At 58.7% G+C, this 17,112-nt stretch carries 14 protein-coding genes and 1 tRNA gene; 8 read left to right on the forward strand and 7 right to left on the reverse strand.

What is annotated here, in order from left to right:
- Nucleotides 1-266 precede the first annotated feature (266 nt).
- Nucleotides 267-467, forward strand: coding sequence for a hypothetical protein (locus PY650_RS16260; RefSeq protein ID WP_285880425.1), 201 nt, complete (start codon nt 267-269; stop codon nt 465-467).
- A gap of 18 nt (nt 468-485) precedes the next feature.
- On the opposite strand, the gene PY650_RS16265 is transcribed toward PY650_RS16260, so the two are convergent.
- Both PY650_RS16265 and PY650_RS16270 read right to left on the reverse strand, forming a co-directional pair.
- Nucleotides 486-845: a hypothetical protein gene (locus PY650_RS16265; protein WP_285880426.1), complete on the reverse strand. Its 360-nt coding sequence runs from the start codon at nt 843-845 to the stop codon at nt 486-488.
- Nucleotides 846-1,049: 204 nt separating this feature from the next.
- Nucleotides 1,050-1,125 (reverse strand) — tRNA-Thr (locus tag PY650_RS16270).
- Between the two features lie 168 nt (nt 1,126-1,293).
- On the opposite strand from PY650_RS16270, the gene PY650_RS16275 reads away from it, so the two are divergent.
- A complete protein-coding gene (locus PY650_RS16275) occupies nt 1,294-2,067 on the forward strand; it encodes an NAD kinase (protein WP_285880427.1) in 774 nt (257 codons plus the stop codon).
- Between the two features lie 89 nt (nt 2,068-2,156).
- On the opposite strand, the gene prfB is transcribed toward PY650_RS16275, so the two are convergent.
- From prfB to PY650_RS16290, 3 genes are all read right to left on the reverse strand, one after another.
- A protein-coding gene (prfB, locus tag PY650_RS16280; RefSeq protein WP_285880428.1) for a peptide chain release factor 2 occupies nt 2,157-3,288 on the reverse strand; the annotation gives its coding sequence in 2 pieces (ribosomal slippage) (nt 2,157-3,218 and nt 3,220-3,288; 1,131 coding nt in all).
- 125 nt (nt 3,289-3,413) lie between these two features.
- Nucleotides 3,414-5,879, reverse strand: coding sequence for a penicillin-binding protein 1A (locus PY650_RS16285; RefSeq protein ID WP_285880429.1), 2,466 nt, complete (start codon nt 5,877-5,879; stop codon nt 3,414-3,416).
- Between the two features lie 261 nt (nt 5,880-6,140).
- A complete protein-coding gene (locus tag PY650_RS16290; protein WP_432761539.1) occupies nt 6,141-7,355 on the reverse strand; it encodes an N-acetylmuramoyl-L-alanine amidase in 1,215 nt (404 codons plus the stop codon).
- A 689-nt stretch (nt 7,356-8,044) separates the two neighbouring features.
- Between PY650_RS16290 and PY650_RS16295 the strand changes: the two genes are divergently transcribed.
- On the forward strand, nt 8,045-10,942 hold the full coding sequence (locus tag PY650_RS16295) for an Rne/Rng family ribonuclease (protein ID WP_285880430.1): 2,898 nt from the start codon (nt 8,045-8,047) through the stop codon (nt 10,940-10,942).
- A 339-nt stretch (nt 10,943-11,281) separates the two neighbouring features.
- Here the strand turns inward: PY650_RS16295 and PY650_RS16300 are convergent, their stop codons facing one another.
- Nucleotides 11,282-12,439, reverse strand: coding sequence for a pyridoxal phosphate-dependent aminotransferase (locus tag PY650_RS16300; protein ID WP_285880525.1), 1,158 nt, complete (start codon nt 12,437-12,439; stop codon nt 11,282-11,284).
- A gap of 211 nt (nt 12,440-12,650) precedes the next feature.
- Between PY650_RS16300 and PY650_RS16305 the strand changes: the two genes are divergently transcribed.
- From PY650_RS16305 to aat, 5 genes are all read left to right on the forward strand, one after another.
- Complete coding sequence (locus PY650_RS16305; RefSeq protein WP_285880431.1) at nt 12,651-13,418, forward strand: DsbA family protein; 768 nt, start codon at nt 12,651-12,653, stop codon at nt 13,416-13,418.
- A 226-nt stretch (nt 13,419-13,644) separates the two neighbouring features.
- Nucleotides 13,645-14,082 carry a type II 3-dehydroquinate dehydratase gene (aroQ, locus tag PY650_RS16310; RefSeq protein ID WP_285880433.1) on the forward strand — a complete coding sequence of 146 codons (438 nt, stop codon included), beginning with the start codon at nt 13,645-13,647 and terminating at the stop codon, nt 14,080-14,082.
- A gap of 23 nt (nt 14,083-14,105) precedes the next feature.
- Nucleotides 14,106-14,582: an acetyl-CoA carboxylase biotin carboxyl carrier protein gene (accB, locus tag PY650_RS16315; RefSeq protein ID WP_285880435.1), complete on the forward strand. Its 477-nt coding sequence runs from the start codon at nt 14,106-14,108 to the stop codon at nt 14,580-14,582.
- Between the two features lie 5 nt (nt 14,583-14,587).
- The gene (gene accC, locus PY650_RS16320; RefSeq protein WP_285880436.1) at nt 14,588-15,940 is read left to right on the forward strand and encodes an acetyl-CoA carboxylase biotin carboxylase subunit; all 1,353 of its coding nucleotides are present in this window, start codon (nt 14,588-14,590) and stop codon (nt 15,938-15,940) included.
- 3 nt (nt 15,941-15,943) lie between these two features.
- Nucleotides 15,944-16,567 carry a leucyl/phenylalanyl-tRNA--protein transferase gene (gene aat, locus PY650_RS16325; protein ID WP_285880438.1) on the forward strand — a complete coding sequence of 208 codons (624 nt, stop codon included), beginning with the start codon at nt 15,944-15,946 and terminating at the stop codon, nt 16,565-16,567.
- 150 nt (nt 16,568-16,717) lie between these two features.
- Here the strand turns inward: aat and PY650_RS16330 are convergent, their stop codons facing one another.
- Nucleotides 16,718-16,942 (reverse strand): hypothetical protein, encoded by a 225-nt coding sequence (locus PY650_RS16330; protein ID WP_285880440.1) that lies wholly within the window; start codon nt 16,940-16,942, stop codon nt 16,718-16,720.
- Nucleotides 16,943-17,112 lie beyond the last annotated feature (170 nt).

The raw sequence follows: 17,112 nt of genomic DNA on the forward strand, positions 1-17,112 counted from the left end.
TGATAAGCGAAACCATCAGAAAGCTCCAAAACAGAGCTCCCTAAAGAATCCATATCACATCAAACCGCCACACCTTTTTTCAAATGCGATTCCCCTGCGTTTCAATCCATGCAGGTTCGATTCGTCCAACCCATCATTGACAGCGGCAAACTCCGGATGAAGCTCAGGTGAACGCTATCGTCATGCCATATTCAGTGCCTCCCGACTACCTTTGAATCAACGTCCTCGGAGACGTTGTACAAGAGCAAAATGTTCGGAGAAGCCCCGTGAACAAGTTCTTCATTGCCTCTGCAATCGCCCTTTCCTCTCTTGCAGCCACAACACTCCCCTCCCAGGCGCAAGGCTACGGTCCCGATTACCACCACCATCACTATCCCGATTATCATCACCGTCACTGCTTCACGAAAGTCGTGAAAGAATGGCACCACGGCCATAGGGTCGTTCGGGAAGAGCATGTCTGCCGGTAATATTTCTATATTTCTAAATCAGGCCCGGCCTTGCGCCGGGCCGTTCTTCGCGGCGACATCCGTCATAGCACCGAACCTGTCGAAGCCTCCAACCTTCACGAGATCGCCGGAAGACAATTTGAGGCCGGTTGGTCGCCGAACCATTGAACGAAGCGCCGCTGCTTTGAGGCAGATGTCAACTGGATGCTTGACGAGAGGGAGGTTGGTGGTCGCACGACCAGAAGCAATGATATGACCCAAGGCGCTCAGCGCTTCGACCACCTTGCCCTCGCGATCGGCATTCATGTTTGCCTTCATGAACTCGCGCACGCATTCGGAGAGGCGCCGATAGTCGCTGTCTTCCCAATCATCCTGAGATTGCGAGGAAGCCGTACCCAAGAGTTAGCGATAGACATCCAGGTCAGTGGGCTTGGTCGCGATGCCATCAGCGTCAGTCGACTTAAAAATGATCAACAAAGCTGAACACGAGATCGACATTACCACCCCATTTTGGGCAGAGGAGCGGAAAGAACAACATCACGCGTTCTCGGCCCATTTTACCGATGTATGTTGAAGTCTTCTCTGTTCGTCGTGGTGAGGTGATGGTGCCCCCGGCAGGGTTCGAACCCGCGACCCCCTGATTACAAATCAGGTGCTCTACCAACTGAGCTACAAGGGCACATCGGCATGCCAAGTAGCAGATTTTCATTTCCTGTAAAGGGAAAATCCGCCGTCTGGCTTTGGCGCCGCAGATCAAAACGCCTTTGCGGGTTCACCAGTCTCCGCAAAACGTCTTGTCGCATAGGGGGAATATCATTACCTAGTATGATTATTCAAAGGAAATTGCATGTCACGCGCTTTTCAATCTGTTTGTTTTCTCGCATCGACCGCACCGGAAGCCCAGGCCGCGCGGGAAGATTTGATTCGGCTTTACGGCCAGACGCCGCAGGAAGATGCGGATATTGTTGTGGCCCTCGGCGGCGATGGTTTCATGCTGCAGACTCTGCACAACACCATGAACTCCGGTAAGCGCGTCTATGGCATGAATCGCGGCTCCATCGGCTTCCTAATGAACGATTATCGCACGGAATGCCTGGCCGAGCGTATCGACGCGGCGGTCGAAAATGCCTTTCATCCGCTGCAGATGAGCACGCGCAACGAAGACGGCAGCACCTCCGTCGCACTCGCTATCAACGAGGTATCGTTGTTTCGCCAGTCCTATCAGGCGGCAAAGCTCAAGGTTGAGATCGACGGCCATGTGCGTCTGCCGGAACTGATCTGCGACGGCCTGATGGTGACGACGCCGGCCGGCTCAACCGCCTACAATCTTTCCGCCCACGGCCCCATCCTGCCGCTGGAGGCGCCGCTGCTCGCCATCACTCCCGTCAGTGCTTTTCGCCCGCGTCGTTGGCGCGGCGCCCTGTTGCCGAATAAGGTGACAATCGACATCACCGTGCTGGAGCCGGAAAAACGCCCTGTTAACGCGGTTGCCGACAACACCGAGGTCAAATCGGTCGTGGCCGTCAGGATCGCCCAGACCGAAGACACGACGGCACGCATTTTGTCGGATCCGGACAGGTCGTGGTCGGAGCGGATATTGGCGGAGCAGTTTTCGGATTGAGGTTTGTTTGCGCATCGGCGCAACGCGGCATCTCAGCCAACAAAAAGCCCCGTCTCCGGGGCCTTTCATCGATCAAATAGATCCTGCTATCAGTCCACGTCGTCGACAACCGCATCCGCGGCGCCGCTGATGCGGTGAGCTAGGGCGGCTTCCATGAACTCATTGAGATCGCCGTCCAGCACGTCGTCGGGGGCCGTGCTGGCGACACCGGTACGCAGGTCCTTGACGAGCTGATAGGGCTGCAGAACATAGGAACGGATCTGATGGCCCCAGCCGATATCGGTTTTCGAGGCGGCTTCGGCGTTGGCGGCTTCTTCCCGCTTCATCAGTTCCGCTTCGTACATGCGGGCGCGCAGCATGTCCCAGGCCTTGGCGCGGTTCTTGTGCTGTGAACGTTCTTGTTGGCACTGCACGACGATACCGGTCGGGATGTGCGTGATACGCACGGCCGAATCGGTCGTATTGACGTGCTGCCCGCCGGCGCCGGACGAACGATAGGTGTCGATGCGGCAGTCGCTTTCATTGATCTCGATCTGGATCGAGTCGTCGACGACAGGATAAACCCAGATCGACGAGAAGGAGGTATGACGGCGGGCGTTGCTGTCGTAGGGCGAGATGCGCACCAGGCGGTGAACGCCCGATTCGGTCTTCAGCCAGCCATAGGCATTGTGGCCCTTGACCAGCAGCGTCGCCGATTTGATGCCAGCTTCTTCGCCATCGTGGACTTCGAGCAGTTCCACCTTGAAGCGCTGCCGCTCGGCCCAGCGCGTGTACATGCGCAGCAGCATGTTCGCCCAGTCCTGGCTCTCGGTACCGCCGGCACCGGAATGAACTTCCAGGTAGGTGTCGTTGGAATCGGCCTCGCCCGACAGCATAGCTTCCACTTGCCGGCGCGCGGCTTCCGCCTTCAGGCCCTTGAGGGCTTCCTCGGCCTCGCGGACGACATCGGGATCGCCCTCTTCCTCGCCAAGCTCGATCAGCTCGACATTGTCGGAAAGCTGCCGCTCAAGAGCACGCACGCCGTTGATGCCGTCATCGAGCTGCTGGCGCTCGCGCATCAGCTTCTGTGCTTCGGTGGCATCGTTCCAGAGGGTCGGATCCTCTGCCTTGTTGTTCAACCAGTCCAGTCGTCTTACCGCCTGATCCCAGTCAAAGATGCCTCCTCAGCAGGCTTATGGCCTGCTTGGTTTCGTCGACTACATTCTCGATTTCCGCTCGCATATTTCCGTTTCTTTACTCGGCCATTCGCTGTGAACGGCTGTTCGATTCAAAGAGTGTTGGTGACATAGTGACACATGCCGCGACTGTAAAGCCCCGCGGCTGATCATCGAAGAAATCCGATGAGATCAGAAGAGACCGCCCGCGCCCGAGGTGACCGCCTGGTTGGCCTGCGGCGAAGTCTTCAGAATTTCCTCAGGAGCGACCTGCGCTGCCGCATCGCCGCCGCCGATGACCGTATAGGTGGTGGCCGGGCCGGTGCCGGGCTTGAAGGCCTCCATGATGGCGTCGGGATCACCGGGCTGTGCGGCCATGCCGGTCGCGCGGTTGACGGCCATCATGTTCATGCCTGCCGGGACCTGGAACTTCTGCGGCGCCTGATCCTTAGTGGCAGCCTGCATGAACTCGTTGAAGATCGGCGCAGCAATCGAGCCGCCGGTCGCGCCGCGGCCGAGCGTGCTCGGCGTGTCGTAGCCGATATAAAGGCCGGCGACAAGGCTCGGCGTAAAGCCGACGAACCAGGCGTCCTTCTCATCATTGGTCGTACCGGTCTTGCCGGCGACATCGGTGTTGAGCTTTACCTTGCCGGCCGCCGTGCCGCGGATGACGACGCCCTGCATCATCGACGTGACCTGATAGGCAGTCATCGGGTCAAGCACCTGCTCGCGATTATCGGCGATGACGGGCTCGTCCTGGTTCTGCCACGCGCTGAAATTGCAGGTGTCGCAGACTCGTTCCTCGTGCTTGAAGATAGTCGCGCCGTAACGGTCCTGAATGCGGTCGATCAATGTCGGCTTGATCTGCTTGCCGCCATTGGCAATGACCGAGTAGGCGGAAACCATACGCAGCACCGTCGTCTCGCCGGCGCCAAGCGCCATGGCAAGAACCGGATTCATATGGTCGTAGATACCGAAGCGGTCGGCATATTCGGCGACCAGCGGCATGCCCATATCGGCGGCGAGGCGCACGGTCATCAGGTTGCGTGAATGCTCGATGGCAAAGCGCAGCGTATGGGCGCCGCCGCCCTCGCCTTCATAGTTTTCCGGCTTCCACACCTGGCCGTTGCTGAGCGTGATCTGGAGCGGATCGTCGAGAATGACCGACGCAGGCGTATAGCCGTTATCCATGGCCGCGGCGTAAACGAAGGGCTTGAAAGACGAGCCCGGCTGGCGCTTTGCCTGGGTGGCGCGGTTGAACTCCGATTGCGCATAGGAGAAGCCGCCGACCATAGCGAGCACACGGCCGGTATGCGGGTCCATGACGACGAGGCCGCCCTGCACCTTCGGAGGCTGGCGCAGGCGATAGATGCTGGAATCGGAATCGCCGGTTTTCTGGACGTAGATCACGTCACCAGCGTTCAGTACGCCGCTCGGCGATTTCGCCGTCTTGCCGCCATTGGCTGAGCGATAGGCCCAGCGCATGTCGGCGGCGCCGATCGTACCGCGCTTTCGGTCGCCTGCGACCTTGCCGGCAGCGTCGACACTCGGCTGCAGGCCGATATCGACGGTCTGGTCGGACACCGAAAGCACGACGGCCAACTGCCATTCCGGCACATCGCTCAAGGCCGGGATCTTGGCAAGCTCCGAACCCCAGTCCTGCGATGTCGCGATCTGTTTGATCGGCCCGTGGAAGCCGCGGCGCTCGTCATAGTCGACGAGACCGTCCTGCAGTGCCTTGCGCGCTTCCAGCTGCATTTGCGGATCGAGCGAGGTGCGTACCGAAAGCCCGCCCTCATAAAGCATCTTCTCGCCGTACTGGTCGAGCAACTGGCGGCGAACTTCCTCTGAGAAATAGTCAGAGGCGAAAAGCGACGGCCCGTTCTTCGGCGGCACGACGCCGAGCGGCTGCTTTTTGGCGTCCTCGCCGTCGCTCTGGCTGACATAGCCGTTCTCGACCATGCGGTCGATCACCCAGTTGCGGCGCGTCATTGCAGCGTCGGGGTGGCGGAACGGATTATAGTTGGACGGACCCTTGGGCAGCGAAGCGAGATAGGCCGAGTCGGCAATGGTCAGCTCGTTCACCGACTTGTCGAAATAGGTGAGCGCGGCACCCGCGATGCCATAGGAATTCAGGCCGAAATAGATCTCGTTGAGATAAAGCTCGAGGATCTTGTCCTTGCTATAGGTCTGCTCGATGCGGAAGGAGAGGATCGCTTCCTTGATCTTGCGGTCGAAGGTCTGGTCGGCCGAAAGCAGGAAATTCTTGGCAACCTGCTGGGTGATGGTCGATGCGCCGACAAAACGGCGGCCGGAACCAATGTTCTGGAGGTTGACGGCAACGGCACGCATCAGGCCGCCGACATCGACACCGGGATGATTGTAGAAGTTCTTGTCTTCGGCTGAGAGGAAAGCGGCCTTGACGCGATCGGGAATGGCCTGGATCGGCAGGAACAGCCGGTTCTCGCGCGAATATTCCTTCATCAGCGCACCGTTACCGGCATGAATGCGGGTCGTCACCGGCGGAGCATACTTTGCCAGGACCTCATAGTCGGGCAGATCCTTGGAGACGACGCTCAGATAAATGGCCGCAGCCGCAGCCGCACCCAGGAACAGGATGCAGCCCAGCCCAAAGAAATATCCAATCAGTCTGACCATATGATGCTACCGGTGCTTCTCTTCATGCGGCGCATGTGCGAGACCATCGCACATTCACGGGCGTTTTGCACGCTCAAGGTGTTAATGCAAGACGGTAACGGCACAAAGCCGTGCATGCCGCCTGCGGGGCAAACAGTACTTCGCTGTAACGGCGGGAATGTGAGCAAAATAGGGCTCTCCGCCAGTATTCCTCACTTCATCCCAGACCATAAGCAGTGGCTGTTACATGGAAGACACGAACGGCGCTCATCGTCCCCATGCTCAGCCGCCATTCGCAATGGTCGAAACGCGGTATTGTTTCACGGCATCGGTAAGCCGGTCGGCCAATTTCTGCCGCCAATCAGGATCGAGGAGCAGCTTTTCATCATCCTTGTTCGAAAGGAAGCCGAGTTCGAGCAAAATCGAGGGAACGTCGGGCGCTTGCAGGACGCGGAAGCCGGCATGGCGATGCGGATTGTTGATCATGGCGATCTGGCCGGTGAACGAGGTCAGCACGTCCTGCGCCAGCGATATGGAAAAAGCCTGTGTCTCACGCCGCGTCAAATCCATCAGAATATCGGCGACCGCCGCGGGCTGAGCCTGCGTCTCGGCACCGGCGAGCTGATCGGAATTGTTTTCGCGATCGGCGACTTCGCTTGCGAGCTTATCGGAGGCCTTATCGGAGATCGTGTAGACGGTCGCGCCCCGGATATCCTTTTGCTTCAACGTGTCCGCATGCAGCGAAATGAACAGCGAGGCATGGTTCTGTCGGGCGATGGTGACCCGCTGCGACAATGACAGATATTCGTCCTTGTCGCGCGTCAGAAACGCCTTGATGCCGGGCTGGGCATTCAGCTTGTCGGCCAGAAGCTTGGCGAAGGTGAGCGTGATTTCTTTTTCCTGCGTGACCCCGTCGCTGGCGGTGGCGCCGGCATCGATGCCGCCATGACCGGCGTCGACAGCCACGAGAAAGGAGCCCGGATCGGCCTTTTCCATCGATGCCACCGGGCCGACATCCTTTGCGGTGTCGTCGTTGGTCCAGCTCTGTTGCCTGATCAGCTCCGCAAATTGCGCGGCGGGTAGCATCTCGGCGTCGAGTACCAGGCGATGCCCCTTGCCGTCTTCATCGGCCTGCACCTTGGCCATGACCAGCTTCACCGGCTTGGCCGCCGTCAGGACGATGCGGGCGCTGTCCTCATCCATGGTGCCGTAGCGTATGTCCTTGAAGAGGCCGACCGGCTTCAGATCCTTTGCCGGAAAGCCAAAGGCCGTTGCCGGAAGGTCAACGACAACGCGCACGGGGTTGTCGAGATAATGAACAAAGAAGGCCGGCTCGCGATCCAAATCGATGACGATTCGCGTACGGGCATCGTCGCCGGCGATGCGTGCGCCATAGGCGAGCAAGGGATCTGCCGCGGCTACAGCCGTCGCAAACGGCGAAAAGATTGAAAGAGCCGTCACTGCGAGGGCCGCTCCTGCAATTTGCAAAGCCCTCACCTCATTCTCCATCGCATGCCGCTATCCCTTTAACAACTGCTCACCGCGCCCCATATCGGTTCCAATGTTGTTTTTGAAGTCCAAAAATAACCGGAAAATCGCGGGTAATGCGGTGGTGTTGATGTGATGGCGTGCCGGGAGAAGAATCGGAAACGCCGTCCCCTCGTCTTCATCACACGACGAATCCATCAATATTATGGCATACTTGGCTTTCCCCTTGCTATTGTGACAGATTAAACATACAACGCATATTAGGGTAGAAGTGTTGACGGGATAGAGTCGCCGCAAAGGCAGCCGCCTCGAGTACTGGGCGCCACAAGCGGCCGTCATCCGCCGTCTCCGGTGCTTCTGCTCCCATACTGGATATCTGAGTTTCCGGTTTTGCGCGGGAAATTCATCGGTGGAGAGCCACCAAACGCTCTTTAAAAAGAGAGCACATTCATCGGACCCGGTTGATGGGTCTAAGGCATTGTCGATCTCGCTTGGTTACGGATGTTACCGCTGCAGCTTTTTCAGGAATTGAACAGACCCCGGGGAACTAAAGTCCCGGCCGTTGTCTGGCTGCTGTCATCGCAAAACAACCAATCGCGACTTTCATTATCCGGCGCAGCAATGGTGGATCGCATCCAGCCTGTCCCAGCGACAGGCCGGCGCCGTTCCGCATGCCGGCGCCGAGGAGCACAGCTTTCATGGCAGACAAAATGCTTATCGATGCGTCTCACGAGGAAGAGACGCGTGTTGTTGTCGTTCGCGGGAACCGCATAGAAGAATTTGACTTCGAGTCGCAGCACAAGAAGCAGATCCGCGGCAACATCTATCTCGCCAAGGTGACGAGGGTCGAGCCCTCGTTGCAGGCCGCCTTTGTGGATTACGGCGGCAACCGGCACGGCTTCCTGGCCTTTGCCGAAATTCATCCTGACTACTACCAGATCCCGCTTGCCGACCGGCAGGCACTCCTGAAGGCGGAAGCCGAAGAGCATCGCCGTGATGACGATGTCGAGCACGTCGAAACCGCGCTTGATCTTTCCCAGCAGGAACAGCCCGACATCGGTATCGTCCACAAGGACGAAGCTGAAGCTGAAGTCGTTGTCGCAGAAGAAGCCCAAGCGGAAGCCCCTGCCCAGGTAGCGGCTCCCGCCGAGGAAGAAGCTCCAGCAAAGAAGCCGAAGCCGCGCCGCAGTCGCAAAAAAGTGGTTGCCGAAGCTGCCGCCCAAGAGGCTCCTGCAGTCGAAGCGACGGCAACAGTCGACGCTCCAAGCGAAGACGAAGAAGGCCCGTCCGGCGAAATGGCAGCGATGGTTGAAACCGACTCGATTTCCGAAGACGTCGACGTTTCCAAGCGCCGTCATGACGACGACGACGACGACGATCATGACCACGAAGAAGAAGTGATCGAATCCGTCGGCGCCGAAGACGCGATGGAAGAGGTTCCGGACCGCACACAGCGCAAGCCGCGAAAGCAGTACCGCATCCAGGAAGTCATCAAGCGCCGCCAGATCTTGCTGGTGCAGGTGGCCAAGGAAGAGCGCGGCAACAAGGGTGCAGCGCTCACGACTTATTTGTCGCTTGCAGGCCGCTATTCCGTTCTGATGCCGAACACGGCGCGCGGCGGCGGCATCTCCCGCAAGATCACCAATCCGCAGGACCGCAAGCGCCTCAAGGAAATCGCAAAGATGCTCGAGGTGCCGCAAGGCATGGGCGTCATCCTGCGTACTGCCGGCGCCAACCGCACCAAGGTCGAGGTCAAGCGCGACTTCGAATATCTGATGCGCCTGTGGGAAAACGTCCGCACGCTGACGCTCGCTTCGACCGCTCCCTGCCTGGTCTACGAAGAAGGCAGCTTGATTAAGCGCTCGATCCGCGACCTCTACAACAAGGATATCGGCGAGATTATCGTTGCCGGCGAAGAGGGGTATCGCGAAGCCAAGGACTTCATGAAGATGCTGATGCCGAGCCACGCCAAGGTGGTTCAGCCCTATCGCGACATTCACCCGATTTTCTCGCGCTCCGGCATCGAAGCGCAGCTTGACCGCATGCTGCAGCCGCAGGTGACGCTGCGTTCTGGCGGCTACCTGATCATGAACCAGACGGAGGCGCTGGTTTCAATCGACGTCAACTCCGGCCGCTCGACCCGGGAGCATTCGATCGAAGACACCGCGCTCCAGACAAACCTGGAAGCGGCCGAAGAAATTGCGCGCCAACTGCGCCTGCGCGACCTTGCTGGCCTGATCGTCATCGACTTCATCGACATGGAAGAAAAGCGTAACAACCGTGCTGTCGAGAAGAAGCTGAAGGAGTGCCTGAAGAACGATCGCGCCCGCATCCAGGTCGGCCGCATCTCGCATTTTGGCCTGCTGGAAATGTCGCGTCAGCGCATCCGCGCTTCGGTTCTCGAAAGCACGACGCAGATCTGCTCGCATTGCGGCGGCACCGGTCACGTCCGCTCGCAGTCCTCCGTTGCGCTGCATGTCCTGCGCGGCATCGAAGAGTATCTGCTGAAGAATACGACGCATGATATCACCGTGCGGACCACGCCGGACATCGCGCTCTATCTGCTGAACCACAAGCGCCAGACGATTGTCGATTACGAAAACCGCTTCGGCGTCTCGATCGTCATCGACGCGGACAATGCGGTTGGCACGCAGCATTTTGCGATTGATCGCGGTGAGCCCGTCGAAAATCCGGTGAAGATCGAATCTCTGTTCAACTTCGCAGCCATTCCCGAGGATGAAGACGACGATATCGTCATCGAAGCCGACGAGGACGAAGACGAAGAACTCGAAGAAAAGGCCGCCGGCGTCGAACAGGAGCCTGTCGCCCGCTCTGAATCCAATGAAGGCGGCCGCAAGCGCAAGCGCCGCCGCCGCCGTCGCGGCCGTGGCAATGAGGCCCAAGCCGCCTCCGATTCCGCCGATACATCCCCTGAGGATGGTAGCGAAGAAGCGGATGAAGGCGACGAGGACGACAATAGCGGTAGCAGCGAAGTCGCTACCGTTTCTGGCGAGGATGGACAGCAGAAGCGCAAGCGCCGCCGTCGCGGCAAGCGCGGTGGCCGCCGCAATCGCGACGGTGAAGGCAATGAATTGGCCGCCGGCAGTGAAGCAGCCGGCTCCGACGAAGGCGTTGACGACGAGAATGACGGCGAAGAGGATGTCCTGACCGTCGATGAAATCATTGTCGCCGAAGGTGAAGCCGCCGTCGAAAGCCAGCCGGCCATGGCGGCTGTCGAAACTGCGCCCGTCGTTGCCGAAGAGGTGAAGCCCAAGAGCCGCAGCCGTCGCAAGCCGAAAGCCGAAGCATCGCCGGTCGAAGCCCCGGTTGCCGAAATGGCAGCTGCCGTTGACGCAGAAGTCGAAACTGTCGCCGAAATCGCCGGCGATCTCGACAGTGCCGTCGAACCGGTGGTCGCAGCGGAGTCCGAGGTGATCGAAGCCGAGGGCAAGCCGATACGCGCCAACCGCGAGTCGAACGTCTCTTCCTCCGAGCCGGTGGTCAGGTCCACCCGCACGAGCGAAGGCGGCGATACGGATGGCGAGCCGACCAAGCCGAAGAAGGCCGGTTGGTGGCAACGCCGTGGCTTCTTCTGAACACTGCTGTTCGGACCGAAATAACAAATCCGGCCGTGGCAACACGGCCGGATTTTTTGCCGGTTACAGTAATGCGGATGGAAGGTGCGCCATAATAGATTGTTCTGTTACACGAGCCCTCGTCCCTCGAGGGTCGCTTCGCTTCATCCCTTACACGTCGAACCGCGAGTTACGCTTTACGGCGCGGCAAGTTGCAAAGCCGGTTCCGCCCCGTCCTAAGGCGCATTTCGGCGCAACCTCGAAGGATTGGGCGGCCCGGTTCGGCTGCCAATCCTGAAATCCTAATCAAATACTTCCTAAAATACTTTCGAAACCTGCTGTAACTTACTGATATCGGATTTATTTCAGCCAGGCGGCCATGCGTTCCGCCGCCTCCTCGATCTCCGCGTTCGAGCCGGCATAGGAGATGCGCATCGTGCGGTGTCCCTCGATTGGATCGAAATCGAGGCCGGGTGTGGCGGCGACGTTGATTTCGGCCAGCATCTTGCGGGCGAAGGCCATGCTGTCGTTGGTGAACTTGCTGACATCGACGTAGGCGTAGAAAGCGCCATCCATCGGCGAAGCGATGGAGAAGCCGATTTCGGGCAGACGGCGCATTAGGAAATCGCGGTTGCGGCGATAGCTTTCGCGGTAGACATCCAGCTCCACCCCTGACCCGAGTGCTGCGGCCGCGGCAATCTGCGAAAGTTCCGGCGCTGAGATATAAAGGCTCTGGGCAACGCGCTCGATTGGTCGCACCAGTCGCTCCGGCAGCACCATCCAGCCGATACGCCAGCCGGTCATGCAGTAGTATTTCGAGAAGGAATTGATGACGATCGCTTCGTCAGTCAGTTCCAGAGCACTCGTCTCTTCGCCGACGAAGGTCAGGCCATGATAGATTTCGTCGGAGATGAAGGCGATCGAGCGGTCGGCGCAATACTCGGCGAGCGCTTTCAGCGCAGCCTTGCCCGTCACTGTACCGGTCGGATTGGCGGGGCTTGCGAGCAGCACGCCCTTCAAACGTTTGCCGCTGGCTGCTTGCGCTACCTCCAGGCTCTCCGGCGTCAGCGTGAATTGGGTCTCGGCGGTGACAGGCACTTCGAGGACGTCCAGCCCGAGGGCAGCGAGAATATTGCGATAGGCGGGATAGCCGGGACGGGCGATCGCAACGCTGTCGCCGGGATCGAACAGGGTCAGGAAGGCGAGATTGAATCCGGCCGACGAACCGGTGGTGATCGCGATCCGCTTTGGGTCGATGGTGAGCCCGTGCCGAATTCGATAGTGACCGGCTAGCGCCTGTTTCAGCGCCAGCGTGCCGAGTGCATCCGTGTAGCCGATGCGGCCGTGACCGAGTGCTTCGCGCGACGCCTCAAGCGCGGCCTGCGGCGTTGGATGCGATGGCTGGCCAACCGCCATTGAGATGACGGCATGTCCCGCCTGTCGCCGGCGCGTCGCCTCCGCCAGCACATCCATCGCGTGAAAGGGTTCGACATCGCTGCGTTTGGATAGGGAAAACAAGGTCACTTCTTTCTCGGATCGGATTAGCGCCAGACAATTGCCGCAATATTAGCCTGTTCACAATCCCGCGATTGCGGCTTTGTCGTGAAAATTCCTGTTTCTGGAAATAAGCATGCGCCCTAAATTGCTCGCAAGCATCTGTGGATTTTAATCAGGCAATGATATCCCGAAGCGGACGATAAACCTCAGCATCTACCCAAACGAGGACCCAATGACCTTTTTTTCCAAGACCCTGCTGACGGTTTCAGCGATCGCCATCACCGCGTCATTCGCAATGATCCAGCCCGCAGCCGCGCTGGATGACCAACAGAAAAAAGAATTTGGAGAGTTCATCAAGCAATATCTCGTCGAGCATCCGGAAGTTCTCTTGGACGCGCAGGCGGCGCTTGAGAAGAAACAGGATGAGCAGCGCATCGCTCAGTCGGCCCAGGCTGTCGCCCAAAACAAGGATGCCATCTTCAATTCCAAGAATGATGTCACGATCGGCAATCCAAAGGGCAACGTCACCGTCGTCGAATTCTTCGATTATAATTGTACCTATTGCCGCCATGCACTCCCCGATATGGACGCGCTGCTGAAGCAAGACCCGAACGTGCGTTTCGTGCTGAAGGAGTTCCCGATCCTTGGGCCGGACTCCGTTGCCGCATCCAGGGTCTCCGACGCTTTCCGTAAGCTAGCACCGGAAAAATATGCCGAATTCCACCATACGCTGCTCAGCAGCGACGGCCGCGCCTCGGAAGACAGCGCCATCGAAGTCGCGACCTCACTTGGCGTTACCGAGGCGGCAATCCGCGCCGAAATGGCCAAGAGCCCGAACAATGATTCGGTAAAGGCTACCTACCAGCTCGCCACTGATCTCAACGTCACCGGCACGCCGGCCTACGTCATCGGTAACGAGGCGATCTCGGGCGCGATCGGCCTCGACGCGATTCAACAGAAGATCGCCAATGTCCGCAGTTGCGGCAAGACGACCTGCTAAGCCGCGGAAATGATTGCCTCGTTCGTCTTAAAGGTTGCATAAAGGACACAGTGGCGTATCAGAAGATGCGCGAGCCATTCCGAAGTCGAGCCGATTTCAGGAGCATGCGTAAATTCGCCAAATTCGGGGCGTTTCCACACCTACACATGCGCAACCTATGCCCTGGGGGCTTTCCTATGGGCCCTCGGGAGTCTATAGGTTGCGCTGCACTTTGACGGAACCTCTGATGGCGCAAACCATTTTCGTCCTAAACGGACCCAATTTGAATGCCCTTGGCAAACGCGAGCCGGGCATCTATGGCGGCAAGACTCTCAAGGATATAGAAGCCGACTGCAAATCCGTGGGCGAAAGCCTCGGGTTCGTCATTGACTTTCGCCAGAGCAATCATGAGGGCGTGCTGGTCGACTGGCTCCATGAAGCCGGAGATGTCGCTGCCGGCATCGCCATCAATCCGGGCGCCTATGGCCATACGTCGATCGCGCTTCATGACGCAATCCGTGCCATTTCCATTCCAGTGGTGGAGGTTCATATCTCCAATATTCACGCACGCGAAGAATTCCGGCACAAATCGATGATCGCGCCCGCCGCTAAGGGCATGATCTGCGGTTTCGGGCCCTACGGCTACATCCTGGCGCTGCATGCGCTGAAATCCATCACGCAATAACAAGAATACAGGGCAAGACATCCATGGCTGAAAAGAAATTGGGCATCGACCAGGCGTTGATTCGCGACCTCGCTAATATTCTGAACGAGACGGATCTGACCGAGATCGAAGTCGAGCAGGAAGATCTGCGTATCCGCGTCTCGCGCGCCGGCACGACACAATATGTTCAAGCGCCAATCGCAGCACCCGCTTATGCCGCAGCCGCACCTGCCGTCGCCTCTGCGGCGGCCGCAGCCGCCGCACCTGTCGGCAAGTCCCGCAATCCCGATAACGTCGTCAGCGCACCGATGGTCGGCACAGTTTACATGGCGCCTGCACCGGGTGCTGCGCATTTCATCGAGGTCGGCGCTTCTGTCAAGGAAGGTCAGACGCTGCTGATTATCGAAGCGATGAAGACGATGAACCAGATCCCCGCGCCGAAATCCGGCATCGTGACCGAAATCCTCATTCAGGACGGTCGGCCGGTCGAATACGGCGAAGCCCTGGTCGTCATCGAGTAGGCCCCATGCCCATGATTTCGAAGATTCTCATAGCCAATCGCGGAGAGATCGCCCTTCGTGTGCTGCGCGCCTGCAAGGAGCTTGGCATTGCGAGCGTAGCGGTTCACTCGACCGCCGACGCCGACGCGATGCATGTGCGTCTAGCGGATGAAAGCGTGTGTATCGGCCCGCCGCCGTCGCGCGAGAGCTATCTCAACATTCACCAGATCGTCGCGGCCTGCGAGATCACTGGCGCCGACGCCGTGCATCCGGGCTATGGGTTCCTGTCGGAGAACGCCAAGTTCGCCGATATTCTTGAAGCACATGGCATTACCTTCATCGGACCGACGGCGGACCATATCCGCATCATGGGCGACAAGATCACCGCCAAGACGACCGCGCAGCAGCTCGGCATTCCTGTCGTTCCCGGCTCGGACGGCGAAGTGAAGACCGAGGCGGACGCGCTGCGGACGGCAAGGGAAATCGGCTACCCCGTGCTGATCAAGGCGACCGCCGGCGGCGGCGGCCGCGGCATGAAGGTGGCGCGCACGGAAGCGGATGTCATCGAAGCCTGGTCGACGGCGCGTACCGAAGCGGCGGCCGCCTTCGGCAATGAATCCGTGTACATGGAAAAATATCTCGGCAAGCCGCGCCACATCGAAATACAGGTGTTCGGCGACGGTGAGGGCAATGCCGTGCATCTCGGAGAGCGCGACTGCTCGCTGCAGCGCCGCCACCAGAAAGTTTGGGAAGAAGCCAATTCGCCGGCACTCAACGTCGAGCAGCGCATGAAGATCGGTCAGATCTGCGCCGACGCCATGAAGAAGTTGAAGTACCGCGGCGCCGGCACGATCGAGTTCCTCTACGAAAACGGCGAGTTCTATTTCATTGAAATGAACACGCGCCTGCAAGTGGAGCATCCAGTCACCGAAGCGATCACCGGCATCGATCTCGTGCACGAACAGATCCGCGTCGCCTCGGGCGGCGGTCTTTCGGTGACACAAGATGATGTGCATTTCCACGGTCACGCCATCGAATGCCGTATCAATGCCGAGGACGCGCGTACTTTCGTGCCCTCGCCCGGCACAATCACGCATTTCCATGCGCCGGGCGGCCTTGGCGTGCGCATCGATTCCGGCGCCTATCAGGGCTACAGAATCCCGCCTTATTATGACAGTCTGATCGGCAAGTTGATCGTGCATGGCCGCACTCGCGTCGAATGCATGATGCGTCTGCGCCGTGCGCTTGATGAGTTCGTGGTCGACGGCATCAAGACCACCCTACCCCTGTTCCAGGAACTGGTTTCCAATCAGGATATCGCCAATGGCGATTACGATATACACTGGCTGGAAAACTATCTGGCGAAGGGATCGGCTTGACCTATGGTAGGACCGCGTGGCAGAAATCCCGGCATTACTCCGGAGATTCTGTTGCGCGCCTATTCCATCGGGCTCTTCCCGATGGCGGAATCGGCTGACGATCCGGAAATCTTCTGGGTCGAGCCGGAGCTACGCGGCGTCCTGCCGCTCGACACGTTCCACGTTTCGAAAAGCCTGGCGAAGACCATCCGCCGCAAGCCCTTCGATATTCGTTTCAATACGGATTTCGACGGCGTTATCGCCGCCTGCGCCGAGCAGACCAACGGCCGACCAAGCACCTGGATCAACAAAACCATCCGGACGCTCTATTCGACCCTGCACCATATCGGCCACGCCCATTCTGTCGAGGCCTGGGAAGGCTCCAGGCTGGTCGGCGGGCTCTACGGCGTCTCGCTCGGCTCGGCCTTCTTTGGCGAGAGCATGTTTTCACGCCGCACAGACGCCTCGAAGATCTGCCTCGTCTATCTTGTCGAACGCCTCAAACAGCGCGGTTTCACCTTGCTCGATACCCAATTCACCACCGAGCATTTGAGAACATTCGGCGCAATTGACGTGCCGAAGGATCAATACGCAAGAATGCTGGAAAAGGCGATGGAATCACCCAATCTCAGCTTTAAGGACAATTGAAACCTAGCCGACGCGTACGAGCAGCCAGCGTTCGGAATAGGCACTTTGACCATCCTGGGGAGGGTAATTGTGGTAAAGCGTCACAGTTCATAAATGCCGCCATCAACAACCCGGTCGGCGACGTTGGTGCTGATAATAGTCGAGATAAGGTTAGCCGGCTTGAGCAATGCTCGGGAAACTCCATTGGTATGACGCGATCGCACGCGCGGCTTCGCTGAACAAATCAAGGAGCCGAGGATTGACAGAGTCGTCTACATATTCCGGTGTGGGTGTCATCTTGATGGCGGCTGGAGCACCGCCTGTGCCGCTGCTGAAATTGATATAGAGCTTGTCCTTGATTTGGTCCTGCGCCGCGTTCAAAGCCTGTTCTTCCAATGTTCGTATTTTCGTTTGAGCGTGGCGTATCCACACCTTTATCGCTGCAAGGCTGACGGACGACGTGAACAGTTCACCACTGAGGCTTTCCCGGCTTCAAATCCCGGTTGTTCTCTGCTATCGTTTCGCGCGAAGAGCGTTTGCGCGTTGAGGTTTCATTTTGCCTTTGT

Origin of the sequence: Martinezella calliandrae (assembly GCF_030272695.1) — a bacterium.
GTDB lineage: Bacteria > Pseudomonadota > Alphaproteobacteria > Rhizobiales > Rhizobiaceae > Rhizobium > Rhizobium calliandrae.